This is a genomic window from Neisseria shayeganii 871 (assembly GCF_000226875.1).
Lineage (GTDB): Bacteria > Pseudomonadota > Gammaproteobacteria > Burkholderiales > Neisseriaceae > Eikenella > Eikenella shayeganii.
The window spans coordinates 559,532-577,850 of sequence record NZ_JH164926.1 but is presented as its reverse complement, the minus strand read 5'-3'; the positions used below and the strand labels follow the sequence as shown (position 1 = coordinate 577,850).

At 53.9% G+C, this 18,319-nt stretch carries 26 protein-coding genes and 1 tRNA gene; 20 read left to right on the top strand and 7 right to left on the bottom strand.

From position 1 onward, the window contains the following. Positions 1 to 17: 17 nt before the first annotated feature. Positions 18 to 242 carry a transcriptional regulator gene (locus HMPREF9371_RS11395; protein ID WP_156786975.1) on the bottom strand — a complete coding sequence of 75 codons (225 nt, stop codon included), beginning with the start codon at positions 240 to 242 and terminating at the stop codon, positions 18 to 20. Positions 243 to 362: 120 nt separating this feature from the next. On the opposite strand from HMPREF9371_RS11395, the gene HMPREF9371_RS10970 reads away from it, so the two are divergent. The 20 genes from HMPREF9371_RS10970 to HMPREF9371_RS13775 all read left to right on the top strand — a co-directional run bounded on the left by HMPREF9371_RS10970 (position 363) and on the right by HMPREF9371_RS13775 (position 14,224). Then, on the top strand, positions 363 to 1,013 hold the full coding sequence (locus HMPREF9371_RS10970; protein WP_009118302.1) for a LexA family protein: 651 nt from the start codon (positions 363 to 365) through the stop codon (positions 1,011 to 1,013). A gap of 51 nt (positions 1,014 to 1,064) precedes the next feature. Then, a complete protein-coding gene (locus tag HMPREF9371_RS02565; protein ID WP_009118301.1) occupies positions 1,065 to 1,937 on the top strand; it encodes a hypothetical protein in 873 nt (290 codons plus the stop codon). After that, positions 1,901 to 2,839 carry a hypothetical protein gene (locus HMPREF9371_RS02560; protein ID WP_009118300.1) on the top strand — a complete coding sequence of 313 codons (939 nt, stop codon included), beginning with the start codon at positions 1,901 to 1,903 and terminating at the stop codon, positions 2,837 to 2,839. Before HMPREF9371_RS02565 ends, HMPREF9371_RS02560 begins: the two co-directional genes overlap by 37 nt. A gap of 558 nt (positions 2,840 to 3,397) precedes the next feature. After that, entirely contained in the window at positions 3,398 to 3,625 is a 228-nt protein-coding gene (locus HMPREF9371_RS02555; RefSeq protein ID WP_009118299.1) for a hypothetical protein, read from the top strand. Between the two features lie 509 nt (positions 3,626 to 4,134). Next, positions 4,135 to 4,377 carry a hypothetical protein gene (locus HMPREF9371_RS02550; RefSeq protein WP_040660035.1) on the top strand — a complete coding sequence of 81 codons (243 nt, stop codon included), beginning with the start codon at positions 4,135 to 4,137 and terminating at the stop codon, positions 4,375 to 4,377. Then, entirely contained in the window at positions 4,377 to 4,526 is a 150-nt protein-coding gene (locus HMPREF9371_RS12445) for a hypothetical protein (protein ID WP_009118297.1), read from the top strand. The genes HMPREF9371_RS02550 and HMPREF9371_RS12445 overlap by 1 nt, the downstream gene beginning before the upstream one ends. 101 nt (positions 4,527 to 4,627) lie before the next feature. Then, the gene (locus HMPREF9371_RS02545; RefSeq protein ID WP_009118296.1) at positions 4,628 to 5,314 is read left to right on the top strand and encodes an AAA family ATPase; all 687 of its coding nucleotides are present in this window, start codon (positions 4,628 to 4,630) and stop codon (positions 5,312 to 5,314) included. Further along, entirely contained in the window at positions 5,307 to 5,963 is a 657-nt protein-coding gene (locus HMPREF9371_RS02540) for a hypothetical protein (RefSeq protein WP_009118295.1), read from the top strand. The genes HMPREF9371_RS02545 and HMPREF9371_RS02540 overlap by 8 nt, the downstream gene beginning before the upstream one ends. Before the next feature lie 45 nt (positions 5,964 to 6,008). Further along, entirely contained in the window at positions 6,009 to 6,503 is a 495-nt protein-coding gene (locus tag HMPREF9371_RS02535; protein ID WP_009118294.1) for a siphovirus Gp157 family protein, read from the top strand. A 68-nt stretch (positions 6,504 to 6,571) separates the two neighbouring features. Further along, positions 6,572 to 7,480: a hypothetical protein gene (locus tag HMPREF9371_RS02530; protein WP_040660033.1), complete on the top strand. Its 909-nt coding sequence runs from the start codon at positions 6,572 to 6,574 to the stop codon at positions 7,478 to 7,480. 26 nt (positions 7,481 to 7,506) lie between these two features. Further along, positions 7,507 to 7,785, top strand: a complete 279-nt coding sequence (locus HMPREF9371_RS02525) for a hypothetical protein (RefSeq protein ID WP_009118292.1) — start codon at positions 7,507 to 7,509, stop codon at positions 7,783 to 7,785. A gap of 192 nt (positions 7,786 to 7,977) precedes the next feature. After that, positions 7,978 to 8,799 carry a KilA-N domain-containing protein gene (locus HMPREF9371_RS02520; RefSeq protein ID WP_009118291.1) on the top strand — a complete coding sequence of 274 codons (822 nt, stop codon included), beginning with the start codon at positions 7,978 to 7,980 and terminating at the stop codon, positions 8,797 to 8,799. Between the two features lie 54 nt (positions 8,800 to 8,853). Further along, positions 8,854 to 9,156 (top strand): hypothetical protein, encoded by a 303-nt coding sequence (locus tag HMPREF9371_RS02515; protein WP_009118290.1) that lies wholly within the window; start codon positions 8,854 to 8,856, stop codon positions 9,154 to 9,156. Between the two features lie 146 nt (positions 9,157 to 9,302). Further along, positions 9,303 to 11,795, top strand: a complete 2,493-nt coding sequence (locus HMPREF9371_RS02510; protein WP_009118289.1) for a DNA methyltransferase — start codon at positions 9,303 to 9,305, stop codon at positions 11,793 to 11,795. 122 nt (positions 11,796 to 11,917) lie between these two features. Then, a complete protein-coding gene (locus HMPREF9371_RS12440; RefSeq protein ID WP_009118288.1) occupies positions 11,918 to 12,079 on the top strand; it encodes a hypothetical protein in 162 nt (53 codons plus the stop codon). Positions 12,080 to 12,237: 158 nt separating this feature from the next. Beyond that, complete coding sequence (locus tag HMPREF9371_RS14005; RefSeq protein WP_083813961.1) at positions 12,238 to 12,411, top strand: DUF551 domain-containing protein; 174 nt, start codon at positions 12,238 to 12,240, stop codon at positions 12,409 to 12,411. Then, on the top strand, positions 12,360 to 12,647 hold the full coding sequence (locus tag HMPREF9371_RS02505) for a hypothetical protein (protein ID WP_009118286.1): 288 nt from the start codon (positions 12,360 to 12,362) through the stop codon (positions 12,645 to 12,647). Before HMPREF9371_RS14005 ends, HMPREF9371_RS02505 begins: the two co-directional genes overlap by 52 nt. Continuing rightward, entirely contained in the window at positions 12,644 to 12,934 is a 291-nt protein-coding gene (locus HMPREF9371_RS02500) for a hypothetical protein (RefSeq protein ID WP_009118285.1), read from the top strand. The genes HMPREF9371_RS02505 and HMPREF9371_RS02500 overlap by 4 nt, the downstream gene beginning before the upstream one ends. Continuing rightward, positions 12,918 to 13,322 (top strand): helix-turn-helix domain-containing protein, encoded by a 405-nt coding sequence (locus tag HMPREF9371_RS13060; RefSeq protein WP_083813960.1) that lies wholly within the window; start codon positions 12,918 to 12,920, stop codon positions 13,320 to 13,322. Before HMPREF9371_RS02500 ends, HMPREF9371_RS13060 begins: the two co-directional genes overlap by 17 nt. Then, on the top strand, positions 13,205 to 14,224 hold the full coding sequence (locus HMPREF9371_RS13775) for a tyrosine-type recombinase/integrase (protein WP_269596921.1): 1,020 nt from the start codon (positions 13,205 to 13,207) through the stop codon (positions 14,222 to 14,224). The genes HMPREF9371_RS13060 and HMPREF9371_RS13775 overlap by 118 nt, the downstream gene beginning before the upstream one ends. 41 nt (positions 14,225 to 14,265) lie before the next feature. Here the strand turns inward: HMPREF9371_RS13775 and HMPREF9371_RS02490 are convergent. From HMPREF9371_RS02490 to HMPREF9371_RS02465, 6 genes are all read right to left on the bottom strand, one after another. Next, positions 14,266 to 14,342, bottom strand: a tRNA-Pro gene (locus HMPREF9371_RS02490). A gap of 35 nt (positions 14,343 to 14,377) precedes the next feature. Continuing rightward, on the bottom strand, positions 14,378 to 14,701 hold the full coding sequence (locus HMPREF9371_RS02485) for a hypothetical protein (RefSeq protein ID WP_009118283.1): 324 nt from the start codon (positions 14,699 to 14,701) through the stop codon (positions 14,378 to 14,380). Further along, a complete protein-coding gene (locus tag HMPREF9371_RS02480) occupies positions 14,685 to 14,987 on the bottom strand; it encodes an integration host factor subunit alpha (RefSeq protein ID WP_040660029.1) in 303 nt (100 codons plus the stop codon). The genes HMPREF9371_RS02485 and HMPREF9371_RS02480 overlap by 17 nt, the downstream gene beginning before the upstream one ends. 145 nt (positions 14,988 to 15,132) lie before the next feature. Then, on the bottom strand, positions 15,133 to 17,490 hold the full coding sequence (gene pheT / locus HMPREF9371_RS02475) for a phenylalanine--tRNA ligase subunit beta (RefSeq protein WP_009118281.1): 2,358 nt from the start codon (positions 17,488 to 17,490) through the stop codon (positions 15,133 to 15,135). 33 nt (positions 17,491 to 17,523) lie between these two features. Further along, positions 17,524 to 17,889 carry a nucleotidyltransferase family protein gene (locus tag HMPREF9371_RS02470; RefSeq protein ID WP_009118280.1) on the bottom strand — a complete coding sequence of 122 codons (366 nt, stop codon included), beginning with the start codon at positions 17,887 to 17,889 and terminating at the stop codon, positions 17,524 to 17,526. A gap of 4 nt (positions 17,890 to 17,893) precedes the next feature. Further along, complete coding sequence (locus HMPREF9371_RS02465; RefSeq protein ID WP_009118279.1) at positions 17,894 to 18,304, bottom strand: nucleotidyltransferase substrate binding protein; 411 nt, start codon at positions 18,302 to 18,304, stop codon at positions 17,894 to 17,896. Between the last annotated feature and the right edge of the window lie 15 nt (positions 18,305 to 18,319).

Below are 18,319 nucleotides of genomic sequence, written 5' to 3'. Positions count from 1 at the left end.
TCAAAGGTCTTGATAATTCAGTCATGGCTTAGTTCTGGCCAGATCTCACGCCAATCAGGTCGCAAGTCTTTGCGACAAACTGCTCCATGAGTTACCTCTTCAATTTTTACGCAACGTTTGATTGGTACGGGGCGAGCGCCTTGTTTCCAGCCAATAACTGTTGCGGTAGTCACGCCAACAGCCATTGCCAAAGGCTGCAAGCCGCCTGCTGCGTTGATTGCCGCTTCAATGTGATTAGTCATACAGATCCTTTCTGCTTCACTTTTTTGTGCAATTCTAAGGCAATGCCTAATAATAAGCAAGCCATTGCCTAACTCTATGCTGATTAATTAGTATTAGGCACTGCCTAACGAGGGATAAAAATGCTTACAGGGAAAGAACTTGGTGATGCTATTGCGAAGGCAATAGAACTGAAGAAAGTTAAGAAAGCAGATGTTGCAACTGAATTTGGAGTTAAAGCTCCATCTGTGAGCGGATGGATTAAAACAGGCCGAATCAGTAAAGAGCATTTAGATAAACTAGTTACCTATTTCTCGGATGTGGTAGGCCCTGAACACTTTGGCATCAATTTCGATGTTAATGTAACTCAAGCCCCAGATATTCAACCGGCAATCCCTTTAATCTCAAGCGTCCAAGCCGGAACTTGGGCGGAAATTATTGATAACTTCCAGCCTGGCGATGCCGATGAATGGCTGAATACGACAACGAAGCACAGCGGTTCTTCTTTCGCGCTCAAGGTCTCGGGCGAAAGTATGAAAAATCCCGGCAGCCGTTACTCTTTCGATGATGGGGACATCATCTTGGTTGATCCAGAAAAGCCATACCACAACGGATCGCTGGTTGTTGTTCGGCTTAACGGCGACAAGAAGGCAACCTTTAAGAAACTGATCATTGAAGAAGGGAAGATGTATCTAAAAGCCCTAAATCCTGATTGGCCTGATCCGATTATCCCGATGACAGATGAGGCTCAAATTTGCGGGGTTGTCTTTGAAAAAATTGTTCGCTTCCCGTGATACTTCCTGAATGTCTTTATTGACGGGGTTTCGAACCGAAAAGGAATTTTAATGAATAAACTGATACCTGTTTTGAGTACGGATAGCTTTATCAGGTTTAACAACTGGCTCGGCGATGCGGACGGACACCTCAACCCGGTTTTCATTGGAGAGTTCAATCATCCAGCAGGAAAAATTGAAGCATTCTGCAAGTTGTATGACACTTCCAAAAAAGGGCTGATCAACGAAATCGTCGGCTTTCTTGTGGCTCATGCCTTGGGTATTAGCCAGCCGCATCATGCGTTTATCGTTGCGCTGCCAACTACCAGCCTGCCCAAATTTGCCGACATTGCCCGCCGCAAACAGAACGCTTGGATGCAAAACAAAACGGCTGATAATGTCGTTTGTTTCTGCACCTCCCGCTTAGACGGACATAGCGCGGCCATCCACTTGCTTACGCAAAAGGGTATAGAGCAACTCATCTCCCAGCAGGAGATAGCAACAGACATTGCCAAATGGGACGGATACAGCTCGGCTATCGCACTGGATGAAAACATTGCCCATGCAGACCGGCACTTCAATAACCTGTTGCGTTTATCCAAGCACAAGTACGCGCTGATTGACAACGGCAGGCTAATTAACAGCCAAGATGAAACCTGGGAATGCGAGATGCTGGACGCCAACCAGCTCTACAACAACCGGCTGCTCAATGCCATAACCCATAGGAAAGCCACCGCCACCCCCAGCACCGAGCGTCTCCAAAGCACGGCGATTGTTCACGCCGAACAGCACGAGGAAAAGCTGAAAAACATTGAAGGAGAGCTGCATTTTTGGTTAAATGCGCTCCTGAAAGAACCTGAATCTACGGCATTCAGGCAGTTTTTAACTGATAGAACAAAGGGATTGCCATGTCTGCTACGGCAGCGGTTTCACAGGCTGATTTAGCGGCTGACGCGGATATTTTTTCCGCCTTGTCGGCGATGACCATGCAGATGCCCAAGCCGGCCATCACAGCAAAATGGGCGCCAATCCGTATTTCCCCGAACCTTGCTACCGGGGAAATACTGAACGTTGGTGTTTGCGTGCTGCACCGCCGAAAAGTTCATGTCAAACTCCTTCCGAATGCCGCTCCGTTTGAGGCCCTGTATGGTGGGGTTGGCAAAGAGAACTTCAGCTTCCTGCTCGGCATCATCGGACAATACCTAAGCGGACAAAAAAGCCTGTCTGTTGATATCTCCCCTCAAGTTTCGCTCGGCAAGCCCTACTTCGTGGCAGGCGACAGCATCCCGGAGATATTAGACCGCCTGTATACAAGCATGGTATCCCTCGAATTGATGTGCCAAAAAAAAGAGACGCCAAAGGAACGCAATATCAGCACCGAAACCCTACGGCACACAGTTCATAGCTTGTTAAAAAAGGAGAATGCCCAATTCGTTGAAAACAGTTGGCATGACGCAGATAACCCCATCATTATTCCATCCTGCACAGCCAGTAAGGCATCCATACGCTTACAGCATTTGCAGCTTTGGTCAGAACCGGATATCACAAACGACAAAATACGCTTTGCCTCTTTCGTCTCCGCTGATTATATTAAAACGCTTATCGGAGATGCCCACCTGTTTTACGCCAAACAAGATATTGAACTGGCCGTAAACTATAAGGATGGCGAGAAAGAGGCCGGCTTATTTGTATATCGCCCGAAAGGCTCGTCGGCGGATATTGACAACACCATTGACCATACATATTGGCTGCTTAAAAAAAATACCGCTGAGAAGGCTACTTTTAGAATGGAAGTAGAAGATGACATTCATAAATTAGCCCGCCATGCCCACGCGTTCATAGCATAAACCTACTACACCGCCCCGCGTGGGTTTTAGCTGCGCAGAAACCGCCTTCACGGCGGTTTTCTTTTCACACCCGCCAACTATGGTGATGATCACCACAGTTCAACCGCCACCGCCCCAAAGGCGGTTTTTTTTGCGCACAACCACCAATAAATTAATCATTGCCTAATTATTTTAATTTAAAAAACAGAACGATAACAAAATAAATCTAAATAATTAGCCATTGCCTATTTACATAACATTAGGCAATGGCTAATATACACCCATCGAAGCAATACACAGACACCGGCGACCCCGCATCAGTCTTTCAAACAGCAGCGGGGAAACAGCGGAATCAGGCGAAGTAGGCCAGCAACACAGGCGACCGAAAAGCCCCGCTATAAACCGATAGCGAAATGTAGATACCTGCAAACGCACAAAGCCACCCTGAATCGATCTTTAAGCATCACGGCGCGTTTGTTCAGAGAGAGCGGCTCGGCAGGCCGTAAGGTATCAGCAGAATTTTTAACAAAGCCGCTTCACTGAGGCGGCTTGATTAAAGGTTCAACACAGGAGAGAGACATGTTCGATTTCAACCGCGCCACCGCCCGCTACCAAGACAAGCAACTGGCCGCCCATATCGACCAAATCAGCCGCGCACAGGCCGCTGAATGGGGCGAAGAAGAAGCCATCGACGCCATGCACGATGAGCCGCTGAGCGAGTTTTACGACGACCTCACCATCGACGAACAACTTGCTGTGGACAAGATGCTCAAAGCCGTTTACGCCCGCCGCCAAGCCCGGCAGTAACGCCGCCCTAGGCGGTATCGGTAAGGGAAGGCTAAGGGCCAACGCGACCGCGGAAACCGTGAATGCTACCGATTCGGAAAGCTAGCGGCCAACGCAACAGCCCAAACCCCGAGTGCTACCCTTACCCATACCGCCTTGAGTGGGCGCTCATGACCCCAGCTTGCAGGTGGGAAAACAGCAGCAGTGCGTGGGTAAGACCTCCTGTCGGTGATAGCGACACCGATTTACCGCGACGCACGGACAGGCCGGAGAGACGGCCAACCCCAGACGCACGGAGATGGCAGCCGCTGTGTCAGCCTCTAGCAACAGAGAGGCCGTATCTGCCCGTGTCGAGCCGGAGTAGGGGCATCTACGCCGGTACACGTTAAACAGCCTCAGGGGATGCCCAAGAGGTTTAGCTGTTTACTCGTCCAAACAGCCGAGCGGGTGCGAAGCCCGCATTCTCGCGGCATAGGCATGGCGGTTGCGACCAGCCGCCAGCCCTATGCCATCAACAAGGAGACATGGACATGACACGCAATACAGCGCAAGCCATTACAGCCGCAGCAGCGGCCATTTTTATGCTCGGCGCACTCGCCGCTATGAGCAGCGCCGAAGCCCCGCAGCCCGCGCGGCCTGCATTATCGGCAGCCCAAACCAAGCCGGCCGCCCAAAAAGCCGCCCGCCTCGCCGTCCTCGCCAGCCCCTGGCAGGGCATGAGCGACGAAGAGCTACTGGCCGGCGTAGTGTTCGACCCCGTGGAGGGCGAATAATGGACACCGTACGCGAACGCCGCCACTTTGAAAAATGGGCGCGGGAGCAAGGCTACTGCCTGCTGAAACACAGCGACAACAGCTACCAAAGCGCCGAAACCGAAGACGCCTGGTTCGTCTGGTGCGCCCGCGCCGAACTGGAACAATAACCCCGCCGCCTGAGCGGCTTTATTTTTGGAGTGAGCCATGTGCGGCCAACAAATGTTTTACGCGCAAGTCATGGCGCAACTGGAGCAACAGGAGATAAACAATGGCAATCGTAACCATGATTCTCGGGGAGAGCGGTACCGGCAAGAGCGCATCCCTCCGCAATTTGAAACCCGACAACACCCTATTGATTCAGGCCATCAGCAAGCCGCTGCCGTTTCGCGCGGCGGGCTGGAAAGTGCTGGATAAAGACGGTGGCAACATTTTCCCCTGCGACGACAGCGACCGCATCATCAAGGCCATGCAGCGCAGCAGCCGCGACATCATCGTGATTGACGATTTTCAGTACCTGATGGCCAACGAATTTATGCGCGGCGTAACCGACGAAGCCAAAGGCAACGAAGCCTTCCAAAAGTTCAACCGCATCGCCCGTCACGCTTGGGACATTCTCGACCAAGCCGCCAAGCTGCCCGACCACAAACGGGTTTACATCCTCGGTCACACCCAAACCGACGACAGCGGCAAAACCCGCATCAAAACCGTGGGCAAGCTGCTTGACGAGAAAATCACACTCGAAGGCATGGTAACGACGGTGCTGCGCACCCAAGCCATCAACGGCAACTACCTGTTCCAAACCCACAATAACGGCAACGATACCTGCAAAAGCCCCATGGGCATGTTCGAGCCGGATTTAATCGAAAACGACCTCGCCGCCGTAGATGCCGTGATTTGCGACTACTACGGCCAGCAACCCCAACCTTCAAACGAAAAGGAAACAGAAAATGTTTAAACTCGACGCCGGACAAGCCAAAGCCTACGACCAGCGCGGCGGCTACATCAACGAAGCCGGCAAATATTCCGGCCACATCGAGAGCGCTGTTTGGCACGTCAAAAACGGCCAAAACGGCCAATCACAGGGCATCTTCCTCAACTTCGTCAGCGACACCAAACAAAAAGCCCGTTTCTACATCAATACCAGCTACCACGGCGGCACCGTCAATGAAGGCGGCTGCAAACTGATCCACGCCATCCTGGCCTGCCTGCGAATGCGCGAAAGCGGCGACCCCGTGCCGACGCAAGTCAAAGAGTACAACCCCGATACTCGCCAGGAAGAAACCGTTACCCGCGGCTGCTTTATCCAACTGCACAACAAACCCCTGGGCATCGTGGTGCAAATGGTGCATGAAGACGGACGGGATAATCCCAGCCCCGCCATTTACAGCGTTTTCGAACCGGCAAGCGAAATGACCGCCAGCGAAATCCTAGGCAAAGCCACCGAGCCGGTGCAACTTGGCAAAGTAATGGCCTACATTGCCGAAAAGCCACTGAATGACCGCCGCAAGAATGGCGGGCAAACCCCGCACCCTCCGCAACGCCAAGCCGCACCGCAAGGCCAGCCGCAACCGGTGGACGACATCGACGACGATATTCCGTTCTGAGTTTCAGGCAGCCTGAATGGCTGCCATTTTTAATGGAGACCCCAAATGAGCAACATCACCCTGTACCAATGCGCCGACGACGTATTGCGCGCCCTGAACGAACTGGCCGACAACGACGAGACATGGGCGCAAGACACCATCGAAGCCGTCATCGGCCAATTTGAAACCAAAGCCGTATCCGTGGTGGCCTACGCCATGAATCTTGGCGCTGAAGAAGAAATGTTGGCCTCCCACATCAAAACCATGCAGGCAAAACTTGCAGCCGTCAAAAACCGCAAGGAACGCCTGAAAACCTATCTGGCCGACAATATGCGCCGCATCGGCATCAAAGAAATCAAAGCTGTTGATGGCACCTTCAGCGCCAAATTCGCCAAAAATCCACCATCGGTAGAGATTTTCGACGAAAGCCAAATCCCCGCCGAACTGATGCGCGTCAAAACCGAGCCGGACAAAGCAGCCATCAAAGCAGCCATCAAAGCAGGACAAGACATACCCGGCGCAAAACTGCTTGAAGGCATGGAATCCCTGCGCCTCAAATAATGCAGGCTGCAAGGCCAATTGGTTTAACCCCGGGCGGCCGCGTGCCGCCTGAAACCACGGAGCCACCCATGCAAACCGCATCCCAAATCATGGCCGCCAAAAAGCAGGCCAAAGCCGCCGCCAAAATCGCCCGCGAAGCCAAACAGAAAATCGGCACCGGCAAAATCCCCGGCGACCGCAACCGCCGTGCCAACATCGAATTTCAGCAACATCAAAACCGCCGTGACATGCGCGAAGGCCCGCCGGAAAGCCAAGACAGCGCCGTAACCGACGAAATCCGCAGCTGGCTGGCCTACGGCGAACTGGTGTACGGCCACCACATGCCATCCGTTACCGTGTTTGAAAAGCTCATCCGCGCCATGCGCTGCGTGGCTGGCATCTATGCCGACTACGAATTGAGCGCCGCCGCCAACGCCGCCCAGCACAGCTTGGAGCAGAGCCGGGAGAAAGAGGATTTAAGCCCCAATCAGCGCCGCATCCTGTTGCGCCCGCTGCGCATCCTCATCAAATACGCTGCCGCCTACGCCGAATTCATACCCGCCCGCACCGTGGACGGCATCGCCAAATACTGCGCCAGCGTTCAGGTAGCCCTCTACACCACCGGCCTGTTCGAGCGTCCGCGCGAGCATTACGAAGGACTGAACGCCGTCATCCGTGGCGAATCGCTGCGTGATTTGGCGAAAAAATACGGCATCAAAATGCCCGAACTGCGCACTGGCATTCTGGAAGCCGCCTGGTGCCTGTACCGCATCGCCGAGTGCTTTCAGGACGTGGAAGAACCGGAGAACATACCCGACCTGCGCAAACCCGTCTGGCAGCCATACGGCCAACCCGACACCCTGCAAGGCATGATTCGGGAAATGGTGGGCAAATGGCTGATACCGTTTGAAAACCACACCGGCCTGACGCTGATTGACTTTAAGCGCTTCCGCCAGCGGCTGATAGATATTGACGTGAAACACGCGCAGGCTGCGTGAAGGCGGCTTTTTATTGGAGAAGACAGATGACACAGCAGTTTAAATTCGGCGACCTCGTGCGCCATAAAGAAACCGGCAATATCGGCTCGGTAGTTGATTTTAAATTCGGCGTGGTAGTGGCACTACATGGCGATACTCATCTCGACACCTTCGGCGAAGATGAACTGGAACTTATCCCCCACCCCGACACCGTGCGGTTGGAAAGAATTGGCCGCCTCACTGTTGAATCAATGGGCATGAAGTTCGACTTAGACGAATACCGACGTCAAATTGATACAACTATACAGAAAGAGAAAAATGCTTAAATGGGAAAAACACACCACGCCGGAAGACCCATGCTGGGAAGAATACCACGCTGACGAAGGGGATTTTTTCTGCAAGATTTGGCTTTCTAGCATTGGCTTATACCAAGCCGTTGTCTACCGTAAATCAGACCTTGCCCCCCACGCTTGGCGGCGTGTAGGCAAGTTTCTCAAACTTGTACAAGGAGCATTCAAATGCAAACCCATATCTTCAACAGCCAAGTTCCCGTTTCTTTCCGCGAAGACGGCTACCTGAACGCCACCGCCATTGCTGCCCATTTCGGTAAACAACCCCGCGATTATCTTAAAACCGAGCAAACTCAAGAATATATCGTTGCGCTTGCTGAATTCTTAAGCACTAAGACAAAAATCTTAGTGGAAGAAAATCAATTGGTTACTGTGGTAAACGGTGGCAATAGCAGGGGCACATGGCTACACCCAAAACTGGCGGTACACTTCGCCAGCTGGCTGGACGCCCGCTTCGCCGTTTGGTGCGACATGAAGATTGAAGAAATCATTTCAGGTAGCCTGAAACTTTCCCCCGCGCAGAAACAGCAAATCCAACAGGCCGTCATGGCCCGCCACCACCGCACCGGCGAACACTGGCAGGAAATCTACCGCAAGCTGCACAGCTTCTGCCAAGTGAACAGCTACCACGAAATCGCCGCCGCAGACTTCGACCGCGCCCTGGGCTACCTGAACAGCATCCAAGACGCCCCCGAAGTCTTCCGCCAACCGCAAGCTGCCCGCTTCGAAGACCACGAAGTCGCCAGACTCGCCACCGTGGTTTACTACTGCAACTGGGCATGCCGCCTGCTTGAAGAAGTATCCGCCCCGCTGAAAGCCTTGGGCTACGGCAAAGCCCTTACCATGTGGACAATCGCAGATGAAAGCATCTCCTTCCTCAGAGGGAGCCGCGAAGCATTGGAGCGAGAGCTGCCGAACATCACCGACAGCTACTACCGCAACCACATCCGGCATAGCCTGTGCCGTTTCGACGCCGTGCAGACCATTTAACCAACCCTTTTCAGGTAGCCCCGCAATGCGGGGCTTTTCTTTTGGAGTAAACAAATGACACAGCAATTTAAATTTGGCGACAAGTGTTACCACTTAACGGGTGACATGGAAGTTATTATTGTGAGCGATGAACCGGTTATCGCAGACGACGGTTCAAAAATGTGGCGAATTTTTGACGAAGATTTCGGCTATCATTTATGCAGCGATTATAAACTGGAGCTTGTCCCCCACCCGGACACCGTGCGGTTGGAAAAGATTGGCCGCCTCGCCGTTGAGGCAATGGGCATGGCGTTTGACCTTGATGAGTACCGCCGCCAAATTGATGAGACTATGCAGAAAGAAGTCCATGATAAATAACCCCCGCCGCCGCGTCTGGAACTGGCAGGCAGTCGTCCGCCACCGGCAACGGCTTGCCAATCAAAAAAGCCGGAATCTGAGCGACAAGTAATTTTGTGAATCAACCGCTGCATACAAAGCAGCGGTTTTTTATTGGGAAAACCACCATGACCTACGAAGAATTTTTACAGGCCAAAATGCCGCTGGCCAAATTTGACGGCTACGACATCGACCTGAGCGAAATCAACCCCATGCTGAAACCACATCAGAAAGCCGTGGTGCAGTGGGCGGTCAAGGGTGGGAACCGTGCCATTTTTGAAGCCTTCGGTTTGGGCAAGACCATGCAGCAGATTGAAATTGTCCGCATCATGCAGGCCAAGGCGGGCGGTAAGGCCCTGATTGTTTGCCCGCTGGGTGTGCGCCAAGAATTTAAGCGCGACGGCCAAAAGCTGGGCGTGGATTTTCAGTTTATCCGCCGGCCGGAAGAGATGGACGGCGGCGACTTTTATCTGACCAACTACGAAAGTGTGCGCGACGGCAAGCTCGATCCGTCCCTGTTTGCCGTGGTGTCGCTTGACGAAGCCAGCGTGCTGCGCAGCTACGGCAGCAAAACCTATCAGGAGTTTTTGCCGCTGTTCCGCAACGTCAAGCATAAGTTTGTTGCCACCGCCACGCCGTCGCCGAACCGCTACAAGGAGCTGATCCACTATGCCGGCTTCCTCGGCATCATGGATACCGGGCAGTCTTTGACCCGTTTTTTCCAGCGCGACAGCACCAAGGCCAACAACCTCACCCTATACCCGCACAAAGAGCAGGAATTTTGGCTGTGGCTCAATTCGTGGGCAGTATTTCTGCAACGTCCGTCCGATTTAGGCTTTGACGACACCGGCTACGACCTGCCGGAAATGAAGCTGGTTTACCACGAAGTGAAAACACAGCACGAGCTGGCCGGGGCCGACAAATTCGGCCAGATCCTGTTGTTCAAGGATGCCGCCATCGGCCTGCAATCTGCTGCCGCCGAAAAGCGCGACAGCCTGCCGGCGCGTATGGCCAAGATGCAGGAAATTTTGGCCGCCGACCCGGACAGCCATTACATCCTGTGGCACGACCTGGAGACCGAGCGCCACGCCATTCAAAAAGCGGTGCCGGAAAGCGTGGCCATTTACGGCAGCCAAGACCTCGACAAGCGCGAACAGGCCATTATTGATTTTTCCGATGGCAAATTCAAATACCTGTCCGCCAAACCCTCGATTGCGGGCAGCGGCTGCAACTTCCAGCGCCACTGCCATAAAGCCATTTTTACCGGCATCGGTTACAGCTTCAATGACTTCATTCAGGCCGTACACCGCATTCACCGCTTCCTGCAAACCGAGCAGGTGGAAATTCACATCATCTATTCGGAAGCGGAGCGTGAAATCCTGCGCACGTTGGAAGAGAAGTGGGCCAATCATAAACACATGGTGGACAACATGACCGAAATCATCAAACAACACGGCTTGAATCAATTGAGCCTATCCGACGTGCTCACCCGCACCATCGGCATTGAGCGCATCGAAGCCAGCGGCGAGCGCTACACGCTGGCCAACAACGATTGCGTATTGGAGGCGCAAAGGCAGCCTGAAAACCACGTTGACCTGATTGTCACCTCCATCCCGTTTTCAAACCACTACGAGTACACCCCCAGCTACAACGACTTCGGCCATACCGACGACAACGATCACTTTTGGGCGCAGATGGACTACCTGACGCCAGAGCTGAAACGCATCCTCAAGCCCGGCCGCATTTATGCCTGCCACGTCAAAGACCGCATCCTGTTCGGCAATGTCACCGGGGCCGGAGCGCCCACCGTGTCGCCGTTCCACTGTGAAGCCATCATGCACGGCATCAAACACGGATTTGATTACATGGGCATGATTACCGTGGTAACGGATGTGGTGCGCGAAAACAACCAGACCTACCGGCTGGGCTGGACGGAAATGACCAAAGACGGTACCAAAATGGGCGTTGGCTCTCCGGAGTACATTATTCTGTTCCGCAAGCCGCAGACCGACCGCACGCGCGGTTATGCCGATATCCCCGTCAAGCACAGCAAAGACGAGTACACCCGCGCCCGCTGGCAGATCGATGCGCACGCTTTCTGGCGCAGCAGCGGCGACCGCCAACTTTCCCCGGCGGAACTGGCCGCCCTGCCGCCGGACAAACTCAGCCGCGCCTTTACCGACTGGACGCTGAAAAACGTCTATGACTACGAAACGCACGTCAGAATCGGCGAAGAACTGGAAACCCGCGGCGCCCTACCCTCCAGCTTTATGAGCCTTGCCCCCGGCAGCGGCGACGGCATGGTATGGCACGACATCAACCGAATGCTCACCCTTAACGGCCAGCAGAAAGCACGTAATGTGCAGCTTCATCTTTGTCCGATCCAGACAGACATCGTAGACCGCCTGATAGAGCGTTACAGCAACCCCGGCGAGCTGGTTTACGACCCATTCTGCGGATTGGGCACCGTCCCTTACCGCGCCGTCAAAATGGGTCGCAAAGGCCAGGGCAGCGAACTGAACCCCGGCTACTTTCTGGACAGCGTGCAATATCTCAAAGCTGCCGAGCAAGAAGTTCAGATGCCTTCCTTGTTCGATTTTATGGAAGCGCCGGCAGCATAAACCCACCCGCCTTCGGGCGGTTTTTATTTGGAGTAAAAAATGGCACCAGAAAACGCCGTATGTGTTGTAGTGGGCATCGTACTTGGCTTACTGATTTCGACAGTTTTTGATGAGGTGAGTAAATGAAAAACGTGTTTGTTGCCTTGGCAATCAGCCTTGGCCTGATGAAAGAAAAGCAGCCCGAACCGGAAAGAAAGCCCCGAAAACAGGCAGAGCATCCAGTAAAGCTGAAACCCGTGCAGAAGTTTCAGCGACCAAAACACCAACGGAGGAAACGGAAATGACACCGGAACAAATTGAGAAAGAACGCCAAGCATTCAACGAATGGCACAAGCGGACCATTCGTGAAAATCCAGAGATGATTGAAGAAATCGAAGGCAATAGTGCAGAGCAGGGCTGACTTGCCCGCGCCGAACAGTCCGTATGGATACGCGCGGAAGACATGCTGCCAGCAGAAGGCTCAGCGGCAATAGTTTTGTATAGGGACTGCGGACAATTATTGCCGTCCATTGGCTACTACTGCGAAGACAGCGAAATGTTTTTCGATGAAAACAAATATGAAATATGGGACGTCACTCACTGGCAGCCGCTGCCGACACTGCCGAAAGGAATTTAATGATGCGTGAGAATTACACTAACGACGAGTTAAGACGCAAAGTAGCTTTAACGCTTCTTCCCATCATTTATCAGGAATATTGGGATGGCTATATCCGCAAGGATGGAGGCACTGTTTCGCCTGATTGGAGAATCGAGCTTGCTTTAGACGCTTTTGATATGGCTCAAGCATTTATCGAATCAGAAACTATCTTTAAGGAACGTAAAGAAGCTATTTTTAACGGAGATGAAAAATGAAATTCCGCAAGAAACCCGTGACCATTGAGGCCAAACAATACACCGGCGAAGAGCGTAATACCATCGCTTTGTATGAGTGGATACATGATGTGGACTTGTCGTCTATCTTTGGGGTCGCCCGCGCAAAAATAATGGCCGAATGTGCTGAATGTGGCGGCCTGCTTATCCCCACTCTGGAAGGTAATATGCTCGCCAGTAAAGGCGATTGGATTATCCGTGGTGTGCAGGGTGAGTTTTACCCATGCAAGCCTGATATTTTCGAGGCTACTTATGAACCTGCGGAATAACCGCAAGCAAGTTCAACCACCCGCCCAAATCAGGGCGGGTTTTGTTTTGGAGAAGAAAATGCTGACAGTATCAGGGGCAGCAAAGTGGCTATCCCTACATGAAGAAACCGTGCGTTTGAAAGCACGGACAGGGCAAATTCCAGCCCACAAAAAACATGGCCAGTGGTACTTTTTTGAAGACGAACTGGACGAACACATCAGATCAGGCAACAATGCAGCCCGGCAAGAGGCTGCACATGAAAGGAGACAATCATGTCCAGTCAAAAAATCATCAGAGTTTACCGGCGTGAAGGTCGGCGCGGGTGGTACTACTCGTTTACCGCACCAGACGGAAAAAGAATACGCCAGTATGCTCAAACTGAAGACGAGCAACAAGCAAAAGAACTAGCAGCCAAGCATTACAACAAGCTGTTTGAGATTCAGCGACTCGGCGTCCGCCAGGAATATTCATGGGCCGAAACCGTAGTTGAATGGCTGAAAGAAAACCCGAAAAAGCAGCAGGACTACAACACGCTGCTTTTTTTGCGCTGGCTGGATAACCATCTTGGGCGCCTGAATATATCCGAAATCGACCGCGTGGTTTTGCGGAATGTCCGAGACGCCAAAATGGCAGAAGGCGTGAAGCCGCGCACCGTAAATGCCTACCTTCAGCAAATCCGCATCGTGCTACGGGCGGCCTGCGATTGGGGTTGGTTGGACAAGGTGCCGAAATTCAACATGCTGGAAGAGCCGAAACGGCGTGAGCGTTGGCTGACGGCAGAAGAGAAAGAAAGGCTGTTCGAAGAATTGCCGGACCATTTGATACCCATTGTCCGATTTGCATTGGCAACAGGCTTGCGGATGAGCAACGTCACCCAGCTGCAATGGCGTCAAATTGATTTAGCCAGAAGAACAGCATGGATACATGCAGACAACACCAAATCCGGTAAACCGATTGGCGTGCCATTGAACCAAGAGGCCATGTCTGCCTTGCTGTCGCAGATTGATAAACACCGCGAATTTGTGTTCACGTTCCGTGGCAAGCCAATCAAGCGAGCCAATCAGAGGGCATGGATGGCAGCGCGGAAGAGGGCAGGGCTGGAAGATTTCAGATTCCACGACTGCCGTCACACCTGGGCGACAAACCACGTCATATCCGGCACGCCGATCTATCAGCTGAAGGAATTGGGCAGCTGGAGCAGTATGGATATGGTGCAGAAATACGCGCATCTGAACACAAACCATTTGCGTCAGTATGCGGAAAATGCGTCCGCCTTTGACACCAGTATGGCACCAACCAAAAAGCAATAAAAAAATCAGCTACCGTGAATAGCTGATTTTTAGGTCTTTTTTGGTCGGAGTGAAAGGATTCGAACCTTCGACCCCTTGCACCCCATGCAAGTGCGCTACCAGACTGCGCCACACTCCGACTCAAGGAAAGCGGGTATTATAGTGGCACTTAGTTTATTTGGCAAGCGTTGTTTCGATTTTTCTTAACACTTCCTGCAGGCCGAAGCGTATTTCTTCTGCGTCGGCGGCCGGCTGCCCTTGCTGGTCCAAGCCGTTTAGGTTGAAGCGGTCCACGTAGGCGGGGAAACTGCCGCTGAATTGGCGGGCTTTGATGACGTCGCGGCGGGTGTAGGTTTCCCCGCCGTAGCCCAAAACGGTGCCGTTGTCCTGCTGCCATTGGCGGAACTGCTCGGGGCAGATGTCGGCCAGGCGGCACAATTCGTCCAAGCTGAAGTAGCGTTGCGCAGGGATCGGCGGCAGATTAGCGTTGTTTGTCATAGTAGTGCTCCACCATGCCTTTGAGCTTTTGGCTGGCGTGGAAGGTTACTACGCGGCGGGCGGTAATCGGCACTTCTTCGCCGGTTTTGGGGTTGCGGCCCGGACGTTGCGGTTTGTCGCGCAGCTGGAAGTTGCCGAAGCCGGAAATTTTGATTTCTTCGCCGCTTTCCAAGGTGGCGCGGATTTCTTCAAAAAAGAGCTCGACGATTTCTTTGGCATCGTTTTTGCCCACATTGGCCACTTTGTCCACCAAAATATCGGCTAATTCTGCTTTGGTCAGGGTCATGATCATTCCTTGTATTTTCTAAGGCGCGGATTATCGCTAATTGTTATTTCAAAATCAAGTGAATAGTGTTGGTTTTCTCTGTAGGGTGTTCAGGTAGCCTGCCTAAGGCCAGACACGCTACCTGAAAAGCGGACGTAAGCGTGATTCAGCGCAGTTTGGCACCGACTCGGGCGGCGGCTTCCAGCAGTTGGGCGGTTAGCGGATCGATTTTGTCGTCGGTGAGGGTGCCGTCTTGATCCTGCAGGATGACTTTAATCGCCATGCTCTTCATGCCTTCGGGCAGACCGGTGCCGCGGTAGAGGTCGAACAATTCGATGGCTTGAATCAGCGGGCTGTCAACTTGGCACAGGGCGGCTTCGAGCTCGGCATAGGAAACGCTTTCCGGCAGCACAAAAGCCAAGTCGCGGCGGGCGGGCTGGAATTTCGACACACTGCGGTAGCGGACTTTTTCACGCTCACAAACGGCGGCCATGTCCAATTCAAACAGCAGCGGCGCCTGCGGCAGATCGTATTTTTGCAGCCACTTCGGATGCAGTTCGCCGATAAAGCCGACAGCTTCGCCGTTCAGGCTGATCACGGCGCTGCGGCCTGGGTGCAGGGCCGGATGGGCGGCGGGAGTGAAGACGGCGTTTTTGCCGGCCAGCAGGCTTTCCACATCGGCTTTGAGGTCGTAGAAATCCACCGCGCGGCTTTTCTCGCCCCATTGTTCGGGCAGGGCGTTGCCGTACACCAAGGCACCGATGTGTTCGTTTTGCAGGAAGTTGCCGTCGGTGCTGCGGTTAAAGACGCGGGCGATTTCAAACAGGCGCACGCGGCTTTGCTTGCGGTTGAGGTTGTTTTGCAGGATTTCCACCAAGCTGCCGATTAGGGTGGAGCGCATCACGGAGAACTGCGCCGCCAGCGGGTTTTGCAAGCGCACGGGCTGGCCGTTGCTGGCGAAATCCTGCTCCCATTGTTCATCCACAAAGGCGTAGCTGACCACTTCCTGAAAGCCGCGTTCGGCCATTTTGCTGTAGATGTCGAAGCGCGGGTGGCGGTTTTCAGGTAGCCTCAGCATGGCCAGTTTGCCGCCGGTGTAGTCGTCGGGAATGTTTTCGTAGCCGTACACGCGGGCGACTTCTTCAATCAGGTCGGCTTCGATGGCGAGGTCGAAGCGGAAGGGCGGCACTTGGACTTGAAAGCCTTCGGCCACGGCTTGGGGCTGCAAACCCAAGTCTTGCAAGATGGCGGAGATTCTTTCTAAAGGAATGTCCACGCCGAGCAGGCGCTTCACGCGTTCGGGGCGGAGGAGGACTTGGCGGTTTTCCGGCAACTCGCCGACGGCCTCTTCCACTTTGCCGGCGCGGCCGCCGCAAACGGCCAGCACCAAGGCGGTGGCGCGTTCGATGGCGTCGCGCTGCAAAGTGAAGTCCACGCCGCGTTCGAAGCGGAAGGAAGAATCGGAGCCGAAGCCGTATTGGCGCGATTTGCCGGCGATGATGTCGGGTGCAAACCAGGCGGATTCCAACACGATGTTTTGCGTGTCGCCGCTCACCGCGCTGCCCTCGCCGCCCATCAGGCCGGCCATGCTCAAGGCTTGCCGCTCGTCGGCAACCACTAAGGTGTTGTCGGATAAAGTAACGGTTTTTTCGTTGAGGCAGGCCAGGGTTTCGCCTGCAACGGCGCGGCGCACAATCAGGCTACCTGAAAGCCGGTCGGCATCGAAAACGTGCATCGGCTGGCCCAGCTCCAGCATCACATAATTGCCGATGTCCACCAGCGCGGAAATGCTGCGGATGCCGCTGCGCTCCAAGCGGTCGGTCAGCCAGGCGGGCGATTCGGCCTGGGCGTTGACGCCTTCGATCACGCGGCTGAGGAAGCGGCCGCAGTCTTGCGGCGCCTCGATGCGCACCGGCTGGCGGCGGGCGGCTTCGGCGGCAACGGTTTGAATCTCGGGCAGGTTCAGTTCGCAGCCGCTCAAAGCCGCCACTTCGCGCGCCAAGCCTTTGAGGCTGAGGCAGTCGGCGCGGTTGGGCGTGATTTTGAGGGTGAAAACGGTGTCGTCCAGATTCAGATGGGCGCGGATGTCGGCGCCCACCGGCGCGGTATCGGCCAGAATCAGCAAGCCGTCTGCTTTTTCAGGTAGCCCCAGCTCTTTGGCCGAGCACAGCATGCCGTTGGAAGCCATGCCGCGCATTTTGGTGGGCTTGATGTGAAACTCGCCGGGCAGCACCGCGCCGTGCAGGGCGCAAGGCACTTTGATGCCGGGCGCCACATTGGGCGCACCGCAGACGATTTGGATCAGATCGCCGGTGCCGGCATCCACTTGGGTGACGTTCAGACGGTCGGCATCGGGGTGTTTTTCCACCGATTTCACTTCGGCCACCACCACGCCTTGAAACGGCGGCGCGGCGGGTTGGGTGTCTTCTACTTCCAAACCGGCCATGGTGAGCAAGTGGGCCAGTTGGTCGGGGGCAAGATCGGTGCGGGCCAGGGTTTTCAGCCAGGAATAGGGGAATTGCATGGTTTAGATTCCAGTGTATTCAATTCAATAGTGTTAATGTTTTGGCGGCCTGGGGTTTTCAGGTAGCCTGTTTGTTTTGTCAGCCTTTTGCAGCACCACATAATGCTTGGCGATTTCGGTGCGGAAAGCTTCGCTCAGCAGTTGCCAGTCTGCCAAATCCACTTTCCAAGGCAAGTCGGATTCTGAGAAGGCATCGGTCAGATCGGCATGCACAGACAGCGGAAGCGGTTCGCGGGTGGTGATGACGGCCAAATCCAAATCGGAATAGGGTTTGGCCGTGCCTTTGGTACGAGAACCGAATGCCCAAACCGCATATTGCGGCACGTGCCGGTGCAGGATTTGCCGGATAATCTCCAGTTGCTCCGGGCTTAGGGTTAAGGTTTCTAAGGCTGCATGCATCGGCTCACTCCGCCAACTTGCTTTGCAGGGTGCTTTGCAGAAAGACGGCTTCGGCCAAAAATTTTTCGATTCCCTGCACCACGGCCAAGGCAGTGGCTTCGTCGTAGGTGTGGCTGGTGCGGCTGCGCATATCGCGATACTGTTTCCAATCGGCCCAGTCGCCCAGCAGCAAGCCTTGTTCGTTGGCCGTGCGGATCAGGTTTTGAAACGTCATTTGGTCGAATGCGGCCGGGTTGGCGGAGGTGTATTCCAGATAACGTTTCAAAGTTTTGTGGCTGATTTCGTAGGTAAACTCAAAACGCTGAATCAGGCCATCGCGGATTTGCGTATCGCTGATGTCTTGCTGATAGCGCTGCCAGCCTTCGTTTAGGCGCGTGATGGCATTGCTTAAAGACTGAAGGTTGAGTGATCCCATGATGCGTGGTCCCTA